A 17,577-nucleotide genomic window follows, 5' to 3' on the forward strand; every position below is an offset into this window, starting at 1 on the left:
CTTAAATAAGCAAATAAACTACCTTTGTAAGCATGGATCACAACTCTTGCGTAAGACAACAGGCAGACCCTGAACAAATAAGCCGCTGTAAAGACAGGGTTTCAGAGCTTAATGACACATTCCACTATTTATCCAACGGACTAGCTTTGGCGGGTAACAATGTGAGGTTAAAAATCCTATACCTACTTTACGAAGAAAAACGGCTTTGTGTCTGCGACCTGAGTGACATTCTTGGAATGAACATCTCAGCGGTATCCCAACATTTACGTAAACTGAAAGACAGAAAGCTCATTCAGACTGAACGGGAAGCACAAACCATTTTTTACTCTTTGACAAAAACTTACGAAGAACTGATGATCCCGTTTTTCAACATTCTTGATGAAAACCAAATATTGGAAACGATATGAGATCAAATAAAAAACTAGCCGGAGCCGGGCTCGTGACAGCTATTGCAGCTTCATTGTGCTGTATAACACCGGTCTTAGCCCTTATTGCGGGAACAAGCGGGATTGCTTCAACTTTCTCCTGGCTTGAGCCTTTCAGGCCGTATTTAATTGGTTTGACCGTTTTGGTTCTTGGCTTTGCCTGGTATCAGAGATTGAAACCCCAATCACAAGAAGAGATAGAATGTGCTTGCGAGGACGATGACCTGCCTGCCGGCAAGGCAGGAAAACCTTCTTTTTGGCAATCCAAAACATTTCTGGGAATCGTTACTGTTTTTGCAGCACTCATGCTTGCATTTCCTCTGTATGCCGATGTTTTCTACCCAAAGTATAATAAACAAATAATGGTTGTTGACAAGGCGGATATACAAACCATTGAGTTTACAATCAGCGGCATGACCTGCAACGGGTGTGCAGAACACGTAAAACATGAAGTGAACAAACTTGACGGAATAATATCAGTCAATGCTTCCTACGAAAATGGAAATGCAATTGTCGAATTTGACCAAACAAGGACCAGCAACATACAAATTGAAAAGGCAATTAACTCAACTGGCTATAAGGTTACGGGCCAAAAGTAGAAGAAACCATTAACCTGTTTGCAATGGCGATGAACGCTGGCTTGAAAACCAGCCAACTGAAAAGCATGGTATTCTCTTACCCAACCCTTTCTTCCGACATATCACATATGGTTTAAAAAAGCTTATAGAAAAATGAAGGTCATCTTAAAATCAAAAATCACTTGTCCAAACTGCGGGCATCAAAAAGTAGAGGAAATGCCAACTGACGCTTGTCAATTCTTCTATAAGTGCGAAAACTGTAAAACCGTTCTGAAACCAAAGCAAGGGGACTGCTGTGTATTTTGCAGCTATGGTTCGGAAAAATGTCCGCCCATTCAGCGAGACAAGGGTTGTTGCTAAAAAAGCTATGAAAAAAAGTACCTTCCATATCACCAAAATGGACTGCCCTTCTGAGGAGCAGATGATCCGGATGAAGCTGGAACCTTATAATGAGGTAAAGCGACTTTTATTTGATATCCCCAATCGCAAACTGGAGGTATATCACACTGAAGAAGTTGGAAAAATCCATCGAGCCATTAGCGAACTCAACCTCAAAGACAGGCTGGAGGCTACGGAAGAAGCTGATATGCCTTTAGTTGCTGACGAATCGCACCAGCGAAAAATACTTTGGTGGGTGCTGGGCATCAATTTCGCTTTCTTTGTAGTAGAGATGACTACCGGATGGATATCCCGCTCTATGGGCTTGGTGGCCGACTCACTGGATATGCTGGCTGATTCCATTGTTTACGGCCTGAGCTTACTTGCTGTTGGTGCAGCCATATCTCGTAAGAAAAAGGTAGCCAGAATCAGTGGTTATTTTCAAATAGGATTGGCACTCCTAGGCTTTTCAGAAGTATTGCGCAGGTTCTTCAATGAAAGCGAAACACCCTTGTTTCAATGGATGGTCATAATCTCAATACTGGCCCTCATTGGAAACTTGGTCTCCCTCTGGCTGATTAACAAAGCCAAGAGTGAGGAAGCCCACATGCAGGCCAGTGCCATCTTTACCTCCAATGACATCATCGTTAATGGAGGAGTGATTCTGGCTGGGGTATTGGTTTATTTTCTGGATAGCAAATGGCCGGATCTGGCGATTGGAGGCATTGTTTTCGCCTTTGTGATGCGAGGGGCAATTAGGATATTGAAATTGGCGAGGTAAAAAAGTAGGTGTATCGGAAGAAAAAGTCAAAATCCCCCTTGAGTCCCCATTTTAATTTTTATCCTTATTAAGGCCGAATCGTTTAACATTTTTTAAAATCACCTTTGCTCCGTATATTTGATACAATGATCAATACCCTGCATAGAAAAAAGTTTGGCCTGAGCTACTCCCTGATGTTTACCATCTTGGGGGTTTTCCTGTTGAACCTATTCTGTGAAATTGGAATCGAACCAACATCTCTTAAAGCAAGTGCTTCTACTCATCATTCTGATGAGCATAGCCATGATGACGGTGGGCATTCTGGAGATCATAGCCATGGAACACATGGGGATGATAACTGTTGTGGTGATGTAACGTCTCAATTTTTTTCGCAACTAATAAAAGAGAAAGTACCTAGTTATACTTTCCAATCGGCAACGAAGGTGTTGTTATTTCATGCAGCTACTTCCCTCACAGAGCAGAAACTGGAAAGGGATTTTAGCCAATTAAGATATTATCATAATTTACCTCCTCCATTTCAGGATCATAGTAAACAGATCTTGTTTCAAACTTTTCTTATTTAGAATACCCTAACGGCATTGTCAAGGATAGGCCAATTTGGCTTTACTAAATATTGCCCATATCTACTATACTCTTTGGTCTAACTTCAGACCATCTGATCACTCAGTTTTATGATGATTTTCAGAAAATAGAGTCACCATACTTTACATGTAAAATTTAGAAACGCAGTACCCAGAAGATGGGTGGCATGCGCAATTAATTTGATTCGAAACGCTGTTTTCCGAAGTGAGAATGAGCAAGATAGAATCATCAGATATCAAACATTAGTAACCACTAAAAACAAAACCATGAGAACGAAATTATCCATATTCATCGCTCTATTATTAATAGGAGCTGTATCTGTTAACGCACAAAGTAATAACGATACAAAAGCTGCAGAACAAGTAATGAAAGCCTATAAAGAAGGGGTTGAGAGCTTGAGTACTAAAGGGCTGACAAACTTTTTCACTAAAGATTCTGAAGTATTTGAATCGGGTGGAGTTGAAGGTACATTTGTCCACTACCTGGAGCATCATTTGGGGCCGGAACTTGGTCAATTCAAATCTTTCAAGTTCTCGGATTATAAAGTAGAGACAAAGCTGGATCTACCTTATGCTTTTACTACCGAAACCTACATCTACACCATAGTATTACCCGAAGGTGATAGAACAATAAAGAAATCAGGTGTGGCCACTTCTATTCTAAAGAAGGAAAATGGGGAATGGAAAATAATGATGACCCATACCTCTTCAAGAAATGCCAAATAATTAACCCAGATCGACATGGATTTTATACCAGATTGGGCTCCGAACTTGCATCCAATGATCATCCACTTTCCAATAGCATTATGGATGGTGGCGGTCCTGTTCGATTTTTCTTTGGTTTTCAGGACCAAAGAATGGCTTAGAAGGGCAGCTATATGGATGTATGTCATAGGGGCCATTTCAGCTTTGGCAGCTTTTCTAAGTGGTAGCCAGGCCATTGACTTGGTTTCTGTACCCATGCAAGGGGAGGTAACAGCCAGCAAGCATTCTGACTGGGCACATTATACGCTCTATTACCTGGGTGGCTATGCCCTGCTGCGATTATTTATCTTTTGGCAGCGACTTGATAAGAAAAAATGGGTGCTGATCCTTCTGTTCATACTTGGTGCAACGGGCATGGTGCTGGTTGCCAAAACAGCCGATCTGGGAGGAAAGCTGGTCTATAAGTATGGAGTGGGTACAACAAAATAATTTTAACGAAAATCTAATTACATCAACGATGAAAAAAGGAACAACAATAGTTTATACAGTACTGTTTTTAGCGGGCATTTTGAGTTTGAGCTCCTGTAACGGTAAAAAGAAGACCGATAGCTCATCTATGCCTGAACATGAGGAAGCTTCGGCTCACCATCAACCTGAGAATGAGACTGCCCAGCATGCACATGGTGAAGAAATGGGTGGACATGCACATGGCGAGGAAGCACCGGACAATGGAGGTTCCAGTATTTGGACTCCTAGCGGTGATGCTGTTGCCTTGCTGGCCTCAGACTTTCACTACATAACAGGAGCAACGCAGAACATTGCACCCAAAATGGTGGAAACCGAAGGTGTTAGTACACTGGAACTTACGGCAGATGGAACTCCAACAGCCTTTGTATTCCACAAAACCTACGGCAACATTGGTATGATTGCCGCTGTTGATCCCAGCAATTTTAATGGAACATTGAAACTGATACACCATGCCAAAAGCACTGAGAATTATGAGTTTGTATCAATAAATGGTAACCACCTGAAGTTGGGGAGAATTGTAAATGGAAAGGAAACCATTTTTGATGAGGGTGATTTTGAAAGCACATCCGGCTGGATAAACCTTCGTGCATCTGCCGCTGGGACACACTTTAAAGGTTACCTCAACGATAAGATGGTTACGCATGGTCATGGCGACAAAATGCCAAACGGATTTGTTGGGATCATGCTAGAGGGTACCGGAAAACTAATGTTGCGTTCAATTGAAATTGCGCAGTTAGAAGACGAATAACCCTTGAGTAAAGGTGAGGTTGCAAAGTGCAGCCTTGCCTCTCATAATCAATATCCATAGTTGAACAGTTACCAATTAAAGACATTGAAGAATGAAAACATTACAAATATACGCCAGCCATTTGAAAGCCATTCGCTATATCTGCTTCCTATATATCCTATCGCTTGGCTACGTTTCCATCGCCCACGCCCAAACAGATACTGTCACATATCATTTGACCATTCGGAAAGAAATGGTGGACAAAGCCGGTAAGCAGGTTATGGGGATGACTTTGAATGGTGGAATCCCTGGTCCAACGCTTACTTTTAAAGAAGGGGGCTACGCTGTGATCTATGTGAAGAATGAAATGGGTGTGGAGACTTCAATACACTGGCACGGGCTCTTACTTCCTAATTTTTATGATGGTGTTCCTTATCTTACCACACCTCCCATAGAGCCCGGGCATACCCAAAAGTATGAGTTTCCCCTGAGGCAGTCTGGTACATATTGGTATCACTCCCATACCATGCTCCAGGAACAGAGCGGGGTATATGGTTCTATCGTGATTCAGCCTAAGGAAAAAAGCTTTCAATACGAAAAAGAACTTGTAGTGGTTCTGTCTGACTGGACAAATGAAAAACCTCATAACATTCTACGCTTTTTAAGGGGCGGGACCGAGTGGTACAACATAAAAAAAGGCACGGCAACCCCGCTCAATCAAGTAATAGCAAGAGGGGGGCTGAAAGCCCAATTGAATTTTTGGAAACAACGGATGGAAGGAGCTGACATTGCAGACATTTACTACCCTGCTTTTTTAACCAACGGAGCCACAACCCAAGAATACCCGGATTTTAAGCCGGGAGAAAAAGTCAGGCTCAGGGTGATTAATGGTGCTGCCTCAACGTCATTCTGGATGACATTTGGAGGAGAATCCCCAACCTTAGTCTCTGCGGATGGTCTTGATGTTGTGCCGGTAAAACATGATAAAACCTTTATAGGAGTAGCCGAAACCTACGATTTTATCGTCACCATACCTGAGCAAGGAAAAATTGAGTTCCGGGCTACCGCTCAAGACGGTTCCGGCCAAACCTCTGCATTCCTTGGACAGGGAAATGCAATTCTTGCGCCAGACGTACCCAGGCCTGATAAAATAGGAATGATGATGAAAATGGCCGAAATGGACATGAAAATGGGTGCGCCTGCACTTAAGTTTAATCCCAAAAAAGACGAACCCTACAAAATGATGGAAAAGTGGGGAATGCAAATGAAAGACGAAATGGAGGCCATGCAGGAAATGGATCATGGCATGCATGGTGCTCATTCAAAAAACCAGATGGGCAGCATGAATATGGCTAAAGATACAACCATGGCACATCATAACATGCATGAGATGGATATGGCAGATGAAGAAGGAAAAATGCAGAACATGGAAGGTATGTCTATGTTTTCAGAATATAATTACGATTATCTAAAAGCGCCTGAGAAGACCACTTACTCTTCCGATTTACCAGTAAAAGAGATTCTACTCAATCTAACAGGAAACATGCAAAGGTACATTTGGAGTTTGAACGGCATTCCTCTGTCCGAAACCGACAAAATAAAAATCAATGGTGGGGAAGTGACCAGAATTACCTTTAACAACCTCACCATGATGCATCACCCTATGCACTTGCATGGCCATTTCTTTAGGGTAATCAATGAAAATGGCGAATACTCACCGTTAAAACACACAGTAAATGTGCCCCCAATGCAAAAAATAACCATTGAGTTTTATGGTAGTGAAGAAACAGGGGACTGGTTCTTTCACTGTCATATCCTTTACCATATGATGTCGGGAATGGCGCGCATTGTCAGTTACGATACTCCAAGAGATCCAAGGATGGATGAGTATCCGGTGTCTAAGTTGATTGATGAAACCGATCAATACTATTCTTTCAATATGCTCGATATGGCCTCCCATATGACGGCAATCAATTTAAGCACTGCTAATATTCGAAATCAATTTAACCTCTCTGCAGAATATGGTTGGAACAACAATTTTGAAGCAGAGTTCACCTATGAGCGGTATTTATATGACTACCTTACTGTATTTGCGGGTGTTAATGTTGAAAACACTGTTCCTGAAAGCTTGGACGACACCAATACCACGGCTGTAGCTGGTATACGCTACTTAACCCCCTACCTGTTCAGCCTGGACGCACGCCTGGACAATGAGCTCAGGCCTAGAATAAGCTTGGCCAGATCGGTCATGGTTTTTCCAAAGGTCTCCCTATTTGGCTATTATGAATATCAGGCCGATTTTGGTTTAGTGAACGACTTCGAGAATGGTGCCAACTATTCGGATGAAGTGGTTTGGAGCGCAGGGGCCGAGTATATGCTTTCCAAGAATGTTTCGCTTGTAGGTAGCTATGATAATCGCTTCGGTATGGGGGCTGGTCTATCAATAAGATTTTAAATCAGAGTAGAATGGATCAATACAACAAAAATAGCCTCTCGCTTACTGGGGCAGTTGCTTTGGGAACTGGCGTTATGATCGGGGCCGGTATATTCGCTTTGTTAGGTCAGGTGGCAGAACTATCGGGAACATTCTTCCCTGTCGCTTTTATATTTGGCTCGATCATTTCTGGTTTCAGTGCCTACTCCTACATCAAAGTATCCAATAAATATCCTTCGGCTGGAGGAATAGCAATGATCCTGAAAAAATCATATGGTAAAACCACCATAACAGCCGCTGCTTCTTTGCTCATGGCATTTTCAATGATCATCAACGAAAGCCTTGTCGCCAGAACTTTCGGTACATATGTACTACAATTGTTTGATGTGGACAATTCGGAACTCCTTGTACCGATTCTCGCAGTTGCTTTAATCGTAATTGCCTTTTTGGTCAATATTTCAGGCAATAACTTTATCGGGAAAAGTTCACTCGTAATGGCCATTCTAAAGATTGGCGGTATAGTCATTTTTGCTTTAGGAGGCCTTTGGGCAACCGGGTTTTCATTAGATGATGTGGTAGTGGCCCAAAAGTCAGAAAATTATTCCGCTGTTAGTTATCTTGGTGCTTTGGCACTTTCTATTCTTGCCTTCAAAGGATTTACGACAATTACCAATAGTGGGGGAGAAATAACCAAGCCGAACAAAAATGTTGGGCGGGCCATTATCATTTCATTGGCCATCTGCTTGGTCACCTACATGCTTGTTGCACTTGCAGTTTCAGCCAATTTAACTATCCCTGAAATAATAGAAGCAAAAGATTATGCGTTGGCCGAGGCAGCACGCCCGGCATTTGGTAAATACGGGGTATGGTTTACAGTCGGCATTGCAATTATTGCTACAGTTTCAGGCATTATAGCCAGTATTTTTGCAGTTTCAAGAATGACGGCAATGCTTACAGATATGGGTTTGATTCCTCATAGCCACTTTGGAATGCCTGGAGGAATTCAAAAACACATGTTGGTTTATATTGCTGTAATCGCGATTGTTCTTGCCATATTTTTTGACCTTAGCAGAATAGCCAGCCTTGGAGCTATTTTTTACCTAACCATGGACATTATTATTCATTGGGGAGTGTTGAGATACCTTCGCAAGGAAGTAAATGCTAAAGCTCCAATTGTCGTAACCGCAATAATACTGGACAGTGTAGTCCTTGGAGCATTTTTGTGGTTAAAGGCAACATCCGACCAACTTATCATTTATGTGGGGCTTATTTCAATGATCCTTATCTTCATAGGAGAAAAATGGTTTCTGAAAACCAAGAATATTTCCTTCTAATTATGAAAGCAAAAACATGAAACATACCTACCAAATTACCGGAATGACCTGCAGCGGTTGCAGAAATCATGTAGAGCAAACCCTCAAAGAAGTGCAGGGTATTTCTGATGTTTCTGTGGATTTGGAACAACAAGAAGCCACAGTTTACATGAAAGAGCATGTTTCGATTGAAACATTAAAAGAAGCACTCAAAAATGACGGTGGCCGCTATGGCATCCACCTTCCCGGAACTTACAAAAAAGAATCTAAACCTATGCCCGAAATCAAAAAACGGGATAGGGGTGAGAAGGGAAAGTATTATTGTCCTATGCTCTGTGAAGGAGATAAAAAATATGACAAGCCGGGTGACTGCCCTAAGTGCGGTATGGATTTGGAAAAGGAAAAATCAGTATCGGAAACGGTAGAATACACATGCCCTATGCACCCAGAGGTTGTTCAAAGTGGCCCGGGGAGCTGTCCTAAATGCGGTATGGATCTTGAGCCGAGAAAAACAACCGGCAATGATGAACAGGAAGAGTTTAGAGCCTATAAAGTCATGCTTAACAAGTTCTGGGTTTCCGTCATATTTACATTACCTGTACTATTTATTGCCATGAGTGAAATGGTTGGTATTTCACTATCAGGTATTGCCAGCCATAAAACCTGGGGCTGGGTTCAGTTTGTACTCAGTACTCCTGTCATTTTTTATGCCTGCCGAAGCTTCTTTATTAGAGGTTTTAAATCAATCATCCACCGTTCTCCAAACATGTGGACACTCATAACGCTGGGAGCTGGTTCGGCTTACATTTTCAGTATTGTCGCCTTACTCTTTCCTGAGATATTCCCCGACCAGTTTAAATCAGAAGGTGGTGCCGTTCATCTCTATTTTGAGGCAGCAGTGGTCATTCTTACCTTGATTTTATTGGGTCAACTAATGGAAGCAAAAGCGAGGAGCCAAACGAACTCGGCCATTAAAGAGTTACTCAATCTGGTACCACCTGAGGCTACAGTCATTCGCAATGGCGAAGAAGTTACCATCCCCCTCGAACACGTCAAGCTGAATGACATTATTAAAATCAAACCGGGGGAAAAGATCCCTGTTGATGGGGAAATTACACAGGGCAATAGCGCCATTGATGAGTCCATGCTCACGGGGGAGCCCGTTCCCGTAGAGAAGAAAGTTGGAGATGGTGTGATTGGAGGCACAATAAATGGCACTAGCTCTTTTCAAATGAAAGCCCTTAAAGTGGGAAGTGATACGCTGCTTTCGCAAATCATTGAGATGGTAAATAAGGCCAGCCGGACCAAAGCACCAATTCAAAATTTGGCCGATAGAGTGTCAGGCTACTTTGTGCCTATTGTGGTGGTAATTGCCCTTGTTTGCTTTACGGTTTGGGCCATTTGGGGGCCAGATCCGAGATTTGTGTACGCTTTTACCAGTGCCGTCACAGTTTTAATAATTGCTTGCCCCTGTGCTCTAGGCCTTGCCACACCAATGTCTATTATGGTTGGAACAGGGAAGGGGGCCAAACAGGGCATATTGGTCAAAGATGCCAAAGCAATTGAGGAAATGCACAAGATCACTACCTTGGTGGTTGACAAAACGGGCACCATTACACAGGGCAAGCCATCCTTGCAAAATGTGCAATCCATTTCGGAGAAATATGGCGAAGACGATATACTGAGAATAGCAGCTTCTTTAGAATCTAGCAGTGAGCATCCTTTGGCACATGCCATTGTTGTTGCCGCAGAGAAAAAAGGATTTAAACCTCAAAAAATAGACAATTTCAACTCCATTACCGGTAAAGGAATAATGGCAATTACTGAAGGAAAAGAGGTGGCCATAGGGAATAAAAAATTGCTGGAAGAATTTGACATTAAGCTGGAAACTGAACAAGACAAAGATGTAGAGAAAAGACAGCTAGAGGGCGAAACCGTGATGTTTGTGGTTATTGATAAGAAAATTACCGGGTTTATTGGTGTATCGGACCCAATCAAAGAAACATCTGCACCCGCCATTAAACATTTACAAGATCAGGGGCTTGAGGTGATCATGTTGACCGGTGACAATAAAAATACAGCCAAAGCAGTAGCTGATAAACTAGGGTTGGATGGATATGAAGCAGATTTGTTGCCAGAAAATAAATACGAAAAAGTCAAGGCATTGCAAGAAGCTGGAAAAATAGTGGCGATGGCTGGCGATGGGATCAATGATGCTCCAGCATTGGCACAAGCTAATGTGGGAATTGCCATGGGCACCGGAACAGATGTTGCCATTGAAAGTTCCAGCCTGACTTTAGTAAAAGGGGAACTCGATGGCATAGCAAGGGCTAGAAAGCTGAGCACAGACGTTATGCGAAACATCAAGCAGAATTTATTCTTCGCCTTTGTTTATAACGTGCTGGGAGTACCCATTGCCGCAGGCATTCTATTCCCTGTATTTGGCCTTCTGTTAAGCCCAATGCTAGCTGCTTTAGCAATGAGCCTAAGTTCTGTAAGTGTCATAGGTAATAGTTTGAGGCTTAGAGGAAAATAAATTAGATAAACTCTACTGATAGCTTAAGCCAAGCTTTTTATCAAAAATAGAAGTTTATCTCAAAACCATCTTGAGCAACCACCAATTAAGCCAATGTCATTCACACCTCCCCATTTTCTTTCCTTAGGCCGCCAATTGCTAAGCCCAAGGGATAAAGCAAGAGGAAACGGAATAAACATGCATGGCCGTTTGTGAGCGTTGGCTTTATGCCGTAGTCTCTTGGTGTTTACTTGGGCGGGGCTAGCTTTGCTTAATGGAAGAAAATGATTACCCAGGGTAAAAGAAAGATTATTTAAATTAAAAGTGAGACTTTAGTCAAACTCCACCATAATATGTTTGTTAAATCAAAACACTCTTAATTGTCTTTAAACTACTCAATGCTAATAGCCCAAATTTAACCAAATGATATGCGTGCAGAAAAATAAACGTGCTCTCCGAAAACGAATTTCAGAATAACATATTTCGAGTTGTTTAACATGCCACCAACCGCATGAGATTAATCCGTCAAGGTTTCAGTATGCTCTCAGCGTATACATCGATGTAGAGTAAAAACTATGTTAATCCTTAAGTTTTGACATACACACACCCAACAAAAACGCATACATTATATTTTGTATTTAACTAAATTCATAGGATATTAATTGTTATAATTCTCAGTAATAAACACATAACGGTTGGAAATCACTAAACCACCAGTTCTTGACTTCAACGAAGAGAACCTCATTAAGGCAATAATGGAGTGTAATCCACTGCAGTCAGAAATCAAACTAAAAAGTAGCTTCACATTCAGATATCTTATCAAATACTTTGATTACCAGTATCAAGGAGGAAATGGAAACCAAGACCATTGTAAGGCTAAAACCATAGTAATAGAAAAGAACTATGTAAGCGAATCCTACCTGGAAGACTTTAAGTTCTATTCATCAACCTCCTTTAGAAATATATCTAAGTTTTCTTCCCGCATCCACTTCTTTCATAGTCCATTTAACCAAAGTGACTTTGTATCAAATGCTATTGGGGGCATTAAAGAAAATAAGGGGGAGGAAATTTGGAGTGGTTACTTAGGATATGTTACAGTAAGGCCATTAGGAGTGTCTCCCTTTGGTGTCTGTCTAGTAAAACCATACCCTTATATTGAAAATGTTCGGAGGAGGTATATAAATTCTGTTATACCAAACTTAAGACTTGATGTTTTTGGGAGACAAATAAACCTGCCTTCACTGGCTTTTCAACAACAGGATAAAACGGTAGGAGTTTGTGCCACTTTTGCAATTTGGTCAGCCTACCATAAACTTGCCCATTTGTTCAAAACAAAGTTACCGTCTCCATATCAAATAAGCCAAATGGCCGGTACCTCTTTATCAAACCCAAATACGTCCATGATAGAGGGATTTGATGCTGTTCAAATTACATCTGTCCTACAAAATTCAGATATTTCAAGTCTAGTGTTTACTTTAAATAACCAAGAAATAAGTAGCGGTGAATTAAAAGAGTTAATTTATTCTTATAATAAATCAGGTATACCTATCCTCCTTGGCTACGGAAACCCTGAAAACATACTAGACAGCCATTTAGTGACAATTGTTGGATATAGGATCAAAAGTAAGGCCTCAAAAAGAGGCTTTATTGGGAAAACTAAATTTGTCGCCCATGATATTTTTCGAATATACTCCCACAACGACATGTTGGGTCCATTCAGTAAAATTGATATCCTCCCTCAAAGCATTAATGGTACTATTAAACTTAAAACATTTCAAATTTCTGGAGAGTCCTCCACTATTTCTACGGCAATGAATATGTGGATACCACTAGAAAAAAGTATTAGAGTAAGCTACTATAGAATCAAACTTGCCGTTGAGAAAATTGAAGCACTAATTGTGAAGAAACAATTTTTAAGTTCTTTAAAGTCTATTCAATGGGATATAGCTCTTTTAAGAGCAGTAAACTATAAGCAAGAATATGCAAGTATTTCTACTGATGATCAAAGGTTTATCAACCTTAAACAAAAAATAAGATTATTCAGTTACCCCAAGTATATTTGGTTAGCACGTATGATGAATGGGGATGACGTGCTTTGTGATTTTGTATATGATGCATCAGCTCTACCTAATGACAATATCCTTTTACAAATTAACTGTTTGGATGAGGATTTGATGACTAAAATCGAAAAAGCTAGAAACACCATTAAGGATAAAGACGACCATGGCAGCTTTTCTGAGTACCAGTACGAAAACACTTATTAACTGACTTTCAGTACATTAAATATTGTTAAAACACTAAAATTGTGTAACTTTGCACTTCCATTTTACGAAAAGGACATATATGAAAACAAGCGAAATTAATTTTATACACAATAACTTCCCCAAACTTAGAGAAGAAGACCTTTCTGAAAAGGAGGTTAAAAGTATTTTGAAAGAGTTTGATCGTATTACGAAACGGATTGGTAAAATCCATAAAAGTATGCAACCTACAAAGAAGGATATGGAAGTGGTTTTTTCTGCCTCAACACCCGAAGTATTCATCAAATAATAAATCCCACAATAACACTCACTAGATTTAATGGATACTAACCCCGAAACTACAGAACTGTTTTACATTGCAGCTGTACTATTACTAACACAGACATTATATATGGTTGTGAATATTCCAAGACGGATGTTAATTCTTTTTGCCTTAATTATTTCATTTGGCTTATACTTTTTCTTTAACAAAGCACTTCTACTAGACAGTAGAGATTATTTTTTTGCTTTCCTTAATTGTATTACAGTTTTTCTTTCGTCAGCAGGGATTATTCAGACTTTTGGTAGAAATCCCAATCACAGAAAGGGATTAAGTAGATATTCCGGAAGAGAAAATTCAACTATTAAAAAGCACTTTTTAGACAAATGGATCATTTAAAAGGCTATCCCTTTTTCCTATTAAAGAAGAAATGACTCTATACTAGTGTTCGTAAATTAGTGGAAGTACTGCCTACTTTCTACATTCCGGATTAGAATTACTACTAAGTAATCTACTTATCCATCGCCCTTTCATATTTAGCCTTATCAAAACTATGCTTGAACAAGCTAGGTTCAGGCTGTTTGGACTCCCTGAAGTCTTTGGAAAGGCTATTATTGGTATTATAATGAGCCTTAGCCTTGGCAGTAATGTCATCCCTTAATTCCTGATCCTGACTTTCATATCCAAGTTGGATCTGCTCGTAAGGAGCGCGCAACAATTCTTTCTCAACACTCATCGAATAGTTTAATGCTACCTTTCCGCGAACTTCCTCGCGTTTTCTAAGTTCCTCCATGTACTCTTTTTGAATCTTCTGTATGCCGAAAGATTCTTCAGGTGTTCTGCTGTACTTATTTATCATATCCAACCTGTTTCTTAATTCATGATCTGTTAAACCTGCCTTTTCAACTTCCTTGTTGTCATTCGAGGAGGGGATTTGAGTTGGTGCTAGATGGTCTTCCCTTTGATCTGGATTCTTTTTCATATTTAGTGGGTTAAAATGATTTAGTGCATAAGATTTTCTCCTTCGAGCGTTATATTTTCAATAAAAACAGATGAGTCTCCATCATCCTTTCCGCAAGGGTGGGTTTTGATGTAGGTTAGAACCTCCTTGGATAGAGCATCCTCAATGGCCGATAATCCTCTACCGGAAATTGTGATTTGAACCTCATAGGCTTTAATGATCAGCTCCTGATTATCCTTAAGGATAAAAATGGGAAGAAGAGAGTAGGGAATACTATATCGTTCGCCACTTCTCATATGGATATAGAAGCGCTTGACCAATTCGTTAGAATGAGCCACTGCATAAGGCTGATAATCCAGTATTGCCAAGGAACCCTCATTATTATCCATGTCCTTTCGGTTTTGGCTGGTTTGAAATACCCGGTGAAGCCCATTGTGCTCTTCTTCTGGTCTGGTCATGTTCCCTTATCTTCTCATTGAGAGAACGATGGTGATTTCTTTGATATCTCACCAAAGTTTGTTGATGCTGTTGTACTATTTCATGTGCGCTTATTCGTTGTTCGCTTTTGGCTATTGCCTTTTTCAATTCTGCCTTATCAGATGTAAAGAGCTTCGCGGAATGCTTTCCTCTGCTGACTGAAACATACAGACCTTCTCTTGAAAAACTTCCATTGGAAGGGTCAACTGAAATAAGGACATGGTCGGCATCTTTTCCTTGGCTCGAATGGCTGGTGTCACATGCTGAATAACGAATATGTCCGATGTCCTTAGCCAAAGTCTTTCCATTGGAAAGTTTGATGTCGCCATTTTTAGTAAACCCTGTTACATGATAAGATGTACCATTTAGGGCTTTCGTACCCTGCTGTGTTTTGGTGTTTATCGTGAGCCTTATCTGGTCACCTTTTGCTAAATGAATCTTTGACTGCTGGTAGACTTCAAATCTATCGGCATGTTGCAAGGGTAATTGCTTGATCATACCATGCTTTCTATCCCTGACCTTGAGCTCATTTGGTTTCTTGCCACATATGACTTCGAATTCAACACCGGCACGGTAATCACCCTTGCTATTGGAAATAAACCTCAGAACCATTCCAGGCTCATAATTGGCCTTTTCTCTTTTCTCATCTATTGTGAAGGATAAAGTCTGTAGTCTGTTGAATTCACGTTCTTTTCCTTTAATTAGCCCTTCTTTTTTTTGGTTCTGGCGAATGATGTTATTTACCAGATTGACCTCTTTATGAGTTGGGCTGATTACGAGACATGATTTTTTAGATTTAATAGTGTCGAGATAGGCATTTGCAATTTTGTCGAGTCTTTTATCCCTATCAGGCTCTTCAATTACCCCTCCCAACTTGTCCAGCTTCTTGAAGCCTTCGTAGATTCTATTCTTGGCGAGGGACTGTACAACTGAACGATAAGGCTCATTTTGCTGCCGAACTATTTTATTGACCGTAACAGTATTGACCTTTGCCTTTTCAAGCAAATGCCGCATAGCATCACCATACTGAGCAGGCGGAACATGCTGGGAAGTATCTCCAGACATAATCAACCTGGCCTTCTTCTCTTTGGCAATGGCCAAAATTTGATTGGTAACTTTGGTGCCACACATTCCTGCTTCGTCAACCAGTATTACCTGTCCGGAAACTTTCTCTTGAAGAGCTTTATTCTTAAGGAACCCAGCGATTGTCTCAGCCTTGAAATGCTTACCCCTTAAAACTGAGACAGCTTGAGAAGAGGGTGCTAGGCTAAATAATTGTTTCCCGGATAGAGCAATGGCATCCCTAGCTTCAGTCAATAATGTTGTTTTTCCTACCCCGGCACTCCCTTTTAAGGCTGTTATAAAATCCCTGGAGTTCAGAATTTGTTTGACTGCATTTTTCTGCTGATCGTTCAATAGGTGTTGCTTAGGCGTGTAGTCCTGAAAGATTGGAGTGAAAGTACCTTTTCCCTCATTGGCCCGCATGACAAGTTCAGATTCTTGCCTGATCATTTCCTTTGTTGTTAGAAAAGGAACCGTGTCAATTTCAGCTTTGATAACGTCACCCCTCCTTCCTAAAGCTGCTTTAACATCTTCAGGCAACAATGTGCCATAACCCAATTTGAGCGCGTATGCGAGGACATCACTTTGCTTAAAAGCGGAGTTCCTTTCACAGTGGTGTTGAATTGATTTTTCAATGGCCTGATCAGCTGAAACACTGTCTATTTTATGTATTGTCTCGCTTTTTAACTTGAATAGCGCCTCAAATTCCTTCTCACTCAATCGGCTCTTCCAGTTCTCGTACTGCTCTTCTTCTCCAACTACTTTTGCTTTGGCATTTCTGGTTAGAAGTGCCAGTTTGGACTTGTCTGAAATTCCATTTTCTAAAGCGAATTGATCTATGGTCTTGCTTCTATTTGAGTAAAGCATGATTTGTTCGCGAGTGATGCCAACAAGCTCGAAACGATCACGGGTGATCCTAGTCCTAAAGCCTAATTTTTCAAGGTTTTTGGCTAAATGTGAGTGGTAAGCAGCTTCGAAATATTTGGCCTGTCGATGAACTGAATTGCCTAGCTCAAGGGCCTGAAACCTGTTATTGATATGGCTAAATGTTACGTTTGGGATTAGACAGTGCGTATGCATTTGAGGATCTGATACATATATAGTTTTTCCATCCTTTTTTATCTCACTGGGCCTGCTCAAAAAGTGGTCAAAATTGGCAATTAGGAGCTCACCACAGGTTTCCCATCCTCTTTGAGTCGCTGAATTATGCTGACTCTGGGCGTTTGCCTCGATCTCCGTCAAAACGGATTTATATGCCTGAATATGACATTCATGGATGGCTACATTCTTGGTCAATCCGAAAAGCAATGATACGCTCTTGGGAGCGGAGAAGGTGAAGTCGTAATAGCTTCTGGCATTATCTACCTTTCTTACTTTAAAGCTGATATCTGAATTTGGAACTTGTCCTTTGCCAAAGCTGATAAAATCTGATTTTTTGACTTGGACACCATCATAGCCAATGCGCTTGCTGATTTTACCAAACCAAGTCGCCTTAACCTCATGCTCTAAATAATAAGCACTCTCATGAGAAAGGTTGATATAGTAATCGGATGCAGATTTCACATCCTTGAAAACATTAATTCCAAGCATCG

Annotated in this window: 17 protein-coding genes; 14 read left to right on the top strand and 3 right to left on the bottom strand. The window is 40.8% G+C overall.

The genetic code is table 11. The features are described from left to right. Positions 1-32: 32 nt before the first annotated feature. From BMW98_RS03235 to BMW98_RS03295, 14 genes are all read left to right on the top strand, one after another. Positions 33-407: an ArsR/SmtB family transcription factor gene (locus tag BMW98_RS03235; RefSeq protein ID WP_090256946.1), complete on the top strand. Its 375-nt coding sequence runs from the start codon at positions 33-35 to the stop codon at positions 405-407. Continuing rightward, entirely contained in the window at positions 404-1,024 is a 621-nt protein-coding gene (merTP, locus tag BMW98_RS03240) for a mercuric transport protein MerTP (protein WP_090256947.1), read from the top strand. The genes BMW98_RS03235 and merTP overlap by 4 nt, the downstream gene beginning before the upstream one ends. 29 nt (positions 1,025-1,053) lie before the next feature. Then, positions 1,054-1,140 carry a hypothetical protein gene (locus BMW98_RS20690; RefSeq protein WP_353956743.1) on the top strand — a complete coding sequence of 29 codons (87 nt, stop codon included), beginning with the start codon at positions 1,054-1,056 and terminating at the stop codon, positions 1,138-1,140. 16 nt (positions 1,141-1,156) lie between these two features. Then, on the top strand, positions 1,157-1,363 hold the full coding sequence (locus BMW98_RS20575) for a GDCCVxC domain-containing (seleno)protein (protein ID WP_090256948.1): 207 nt from the start codon (positions 1,157-1,159) through the stop codon (positions 1,361-1,363). A gap of 7 nt (positions 1,364-1,370) precedes the next feature. Continuing rightward, a complete protein-coding gene (locus BMW98_RS03250) occupies positions 1,371-2,162 on the top strand; it encodes a cation efflux transmembrane domain-containing protein (RefSeq protein ID WP_090256949.1) in 792 nt (263 codons plus the stop codon). A gap of 213 nt (positions 2,163-2,375) precedes the next feature. Beyond that, positions 2,376-2,516, top strand: a complete 141-nt coding sequence (locus tag BMW98_RS20385) for a hypothetical protein (RefSeq protein ID WP_162844665.1) — start codon at positions 2,376-2,378, stop codon at positions 2,514-2,516. Between the two features lie 494 nt (positions 2,517-3,010). Then, entirely contained in the window at positions 3,011-3,469 is a 459-nt protein-coding gene (locus tag BMW98_RS03260; protein WP_090258196.1) for a YybH family protein, read from the top strand. A gap of 15 nt (positions 3,470-3,484) precedes the next feature. Continuing rightward, on the top strand, positions 3,485-3,937 hold the full coding sequence (locus BMW98_RS03265) for a DUF2231 domain-containing protein (protein ID WP_090256951.1): 453 nt from the start codon (positions 3,485-3,487) through the stop codon (positions 3,935-3,937). Between the two features lie 28 nt (positions 3,938-3,965). Beyond that, complete coding sequence (locus BMW98_RS03270; protein ID WP_090256952.1) at positions 3,966-4,724, top strand: hypothetical protein; 759 nt, start codon at positions 3,966-3,968, stop codon at positions 4,722-4,724. A gap of 91 nt (positions 4,725-4,815) precedes the next feature. Continuing rightward, positions 4,816-7,158 (top strand): multicopper oxidase domain-containing protein, encoded by a 2,343-nt coding sequence (locus BMW98_RS03275; RefSeq protein WP_090256953.1) that lies wholly within the window; start codon positions 4,816-4,818, stop codon positions 7,156-7,158. 11 nt (positions 7,159-7,169) lie between these two features. Next, positions 7,170-8,471 carry an APC family permease gene (locus tag BMW98_RS03280; protein WP_090256954.1) on the top strand — a complete coding sequence of 434 codons (1,302 nt, stop codon included), beginning with the start codon at positions 7,170-7,172 and terminating at the stop codon, positions 8,469-8,471. Positions 8,472-8,487: 16 nt separating this feature from the next. Further along, positions 8,488-10,986, top strand: a complete 2,499-nt coding sequence (locus BMW98_RS03285; protein WP_090256955.1) for a heavy metal translocating P-type ATPase — start codon at positions 8,488-8,490, stop codon at positions 10,984-10,986. Between the two features lie 674 nt (positions 10,987-11,660). Further along, on the top strand, positions 11,661-13,229 hold the full coding sequence (locus BMW98_RS03290; protein WP_090256956.1) for a hypothetical protein: 1,569 nt from the start codon (positions 11,661-11,663) through the stop codon (positions 13,227-13,229). 79 nt (positions 13,230-13,308) lie between these two features. Further along, on the top strand, positions 13,309-13,515 hold the full coding sequence (locus BMW98_RS03295; protein ID WP_090256957.1) for a hypothetical protein: 207 nt from the start codon (positions 13,309-13,311) through the stop codon (positions 13,513-13,515). 481 nt (positions 13,516-13,996) lie between these two features. Here the strand turns inward: BMW98_RS03295 and BMW98_RS03300 are convergent, their stop codons facing one another. The 3 genes from BMW98_RS03300 to mobF are packed head-to-tail and all read right to left on the bottom strand — an operon-like array spanning position 13,997 to position 17,575. Further along, a complete protein-coding gene (locus tag BMW98_RS03300) occupies positions 13,997-14,467 on the bottom strand; it encodes a hypothetical protein (protein WP_090256958.1) in 471 nt (156 codons plus the stop codon). A 20-nt stretch (positions 14,468-14,487) separates the two neighbouring features. Continuing rightward, positions 14,488-14,904 (bottom strand): hypothetical protein, encoded by a 417-nt coding sequence (locus tag BMW98_RS03305; protein ID WP_139177380.1) that lies wholly within the window; start codon positions 14,902-14,904, stop codon positions 14,488-14,490. Further along, positions 14,828-17,575, bottom strand: coding sequence for a MobF family relaxase (mobF, locus tag BMW98_RS03310; protein WP_090256960.1), 2,748 nt, complete (start codon positions 17,573-17,575; stop codon positions 14,828-14,830). The genes BMW98_RS03305 and mobF overlap by 77 nt, the downstream gene beginning before the upstream one ends. Positions 17,576-17,577: the final 2 nt, after the last annotated feature.

This window comes from Roseivirga pacifica, assembly GCF_900111145.1.
Lineage (GTDB): Bacteria > Bacteroidota > Bacteroidia > Cytophagales > Cyclobacteriaceae > Roseivirga > Roseivirga pacifica.

Bases quoted from the DNA above. Each gene is read 5' to 3' on its own strand.
- BMW98_RS20690 (WP_353956743.1), top strand. From the start codon at position 1,054: ATGAACGCTGGCTTGAAAACCAGCCAACTGAAAAGCATGGTATTCTCT.
- BMW98_RS03300 (WP_090256958.1), bottom strand. From the start codon at position 14,467: ATGAAAAAGAATCCAGATCAAAGGGAAGACCATCTAGCACCAACTCAA.
- merTP (WP_090256947.1), top strand. From the start codon at position 404: ATGAGATCAAATAAAAAACTAGCCGGAGCCGGGCTCGTGACAGCTATT.
- BMW98_RS03295 (WP_090256957.1), top strand. From the start codon at position 13,309: ATGAAAACAAGCGAAATTAATTTTATACACAATAACTTCCCCAAACTT.
- BMW98_RS03305 (WP_139177380.1), bottom strand. From the start codon at position 14,904: ATGACCAGACCAGAAGAAGAGCACAATGGGCTTCACCGGGTATTTCAA.
- BMW98_RS03270 (WP_090256952.1), top strand. From the start codon at position 3,966: ATGAAAAAAGGAACAACAATAGTTTATACAGTACTGTTTTTAGCGGGC.
- BMW98_RS03275 (WP_090256953.1), top strand. From the start codon at position 4,816: ATGAAAACATTACAAATATACGCCAGCCATTTGAAAGCCATTCGCTAT.
- BMW98_RS03250 (WP_090256949.1), top strand. From the start codon at position 1,371: ATGAAAAAAAGTACCTTCCATATCACCAAAATGGACTGCCCTTCTGAG.
- BMW98_RS03285 (WP_090256955.1), top strand. From the start codon at position 8,488: ATGAAACATACCTACCAAATTACCGGAATGACCTGCAGCGGTTGCAGA.
- BMW98_RS20575 (WP_090256948.1), top strand. From the start codon at position 1,157: ATGAAGGTCATCTTAAAATCAAAAATCACTTGTCCAAACTGCGGGCAT.
- BMW98_RS03280 (WP_090256954.1), top strand. From the start codon at position 7,170: ATGGATCAATACAACAAAAATAGCCTCTCGCTTACTGGGGCAGTTGCT.
- BMW98_RS03260 (WP_090258196.1), top strand. From the start codon at position 3,011: ATGAGAACGAAATTATCCATATTCATCGCTCTATTATTAATAGGAGCT.
- mobF (WP_090256960.1), bottom strand. From the start codon at position 17,575: ATGCTTGGAATTAATGTTTTCAAGGATGTGAAATCTGCATCCGATTAC.
- BMW98_RS03265 (WP_090256951.1), top strand. From the start codon at position 3,485: ATGGATTTTATACCAGATTGGGCTCCGAACTTGCATCCAATGATCATC.
- BMW98_RS03235 (WP_090256946.1), top strand. From the start codon at position 33: ATGGATCACAACTCTTGCGTAAGACAACAGGCAGACCCTGAACAAATA.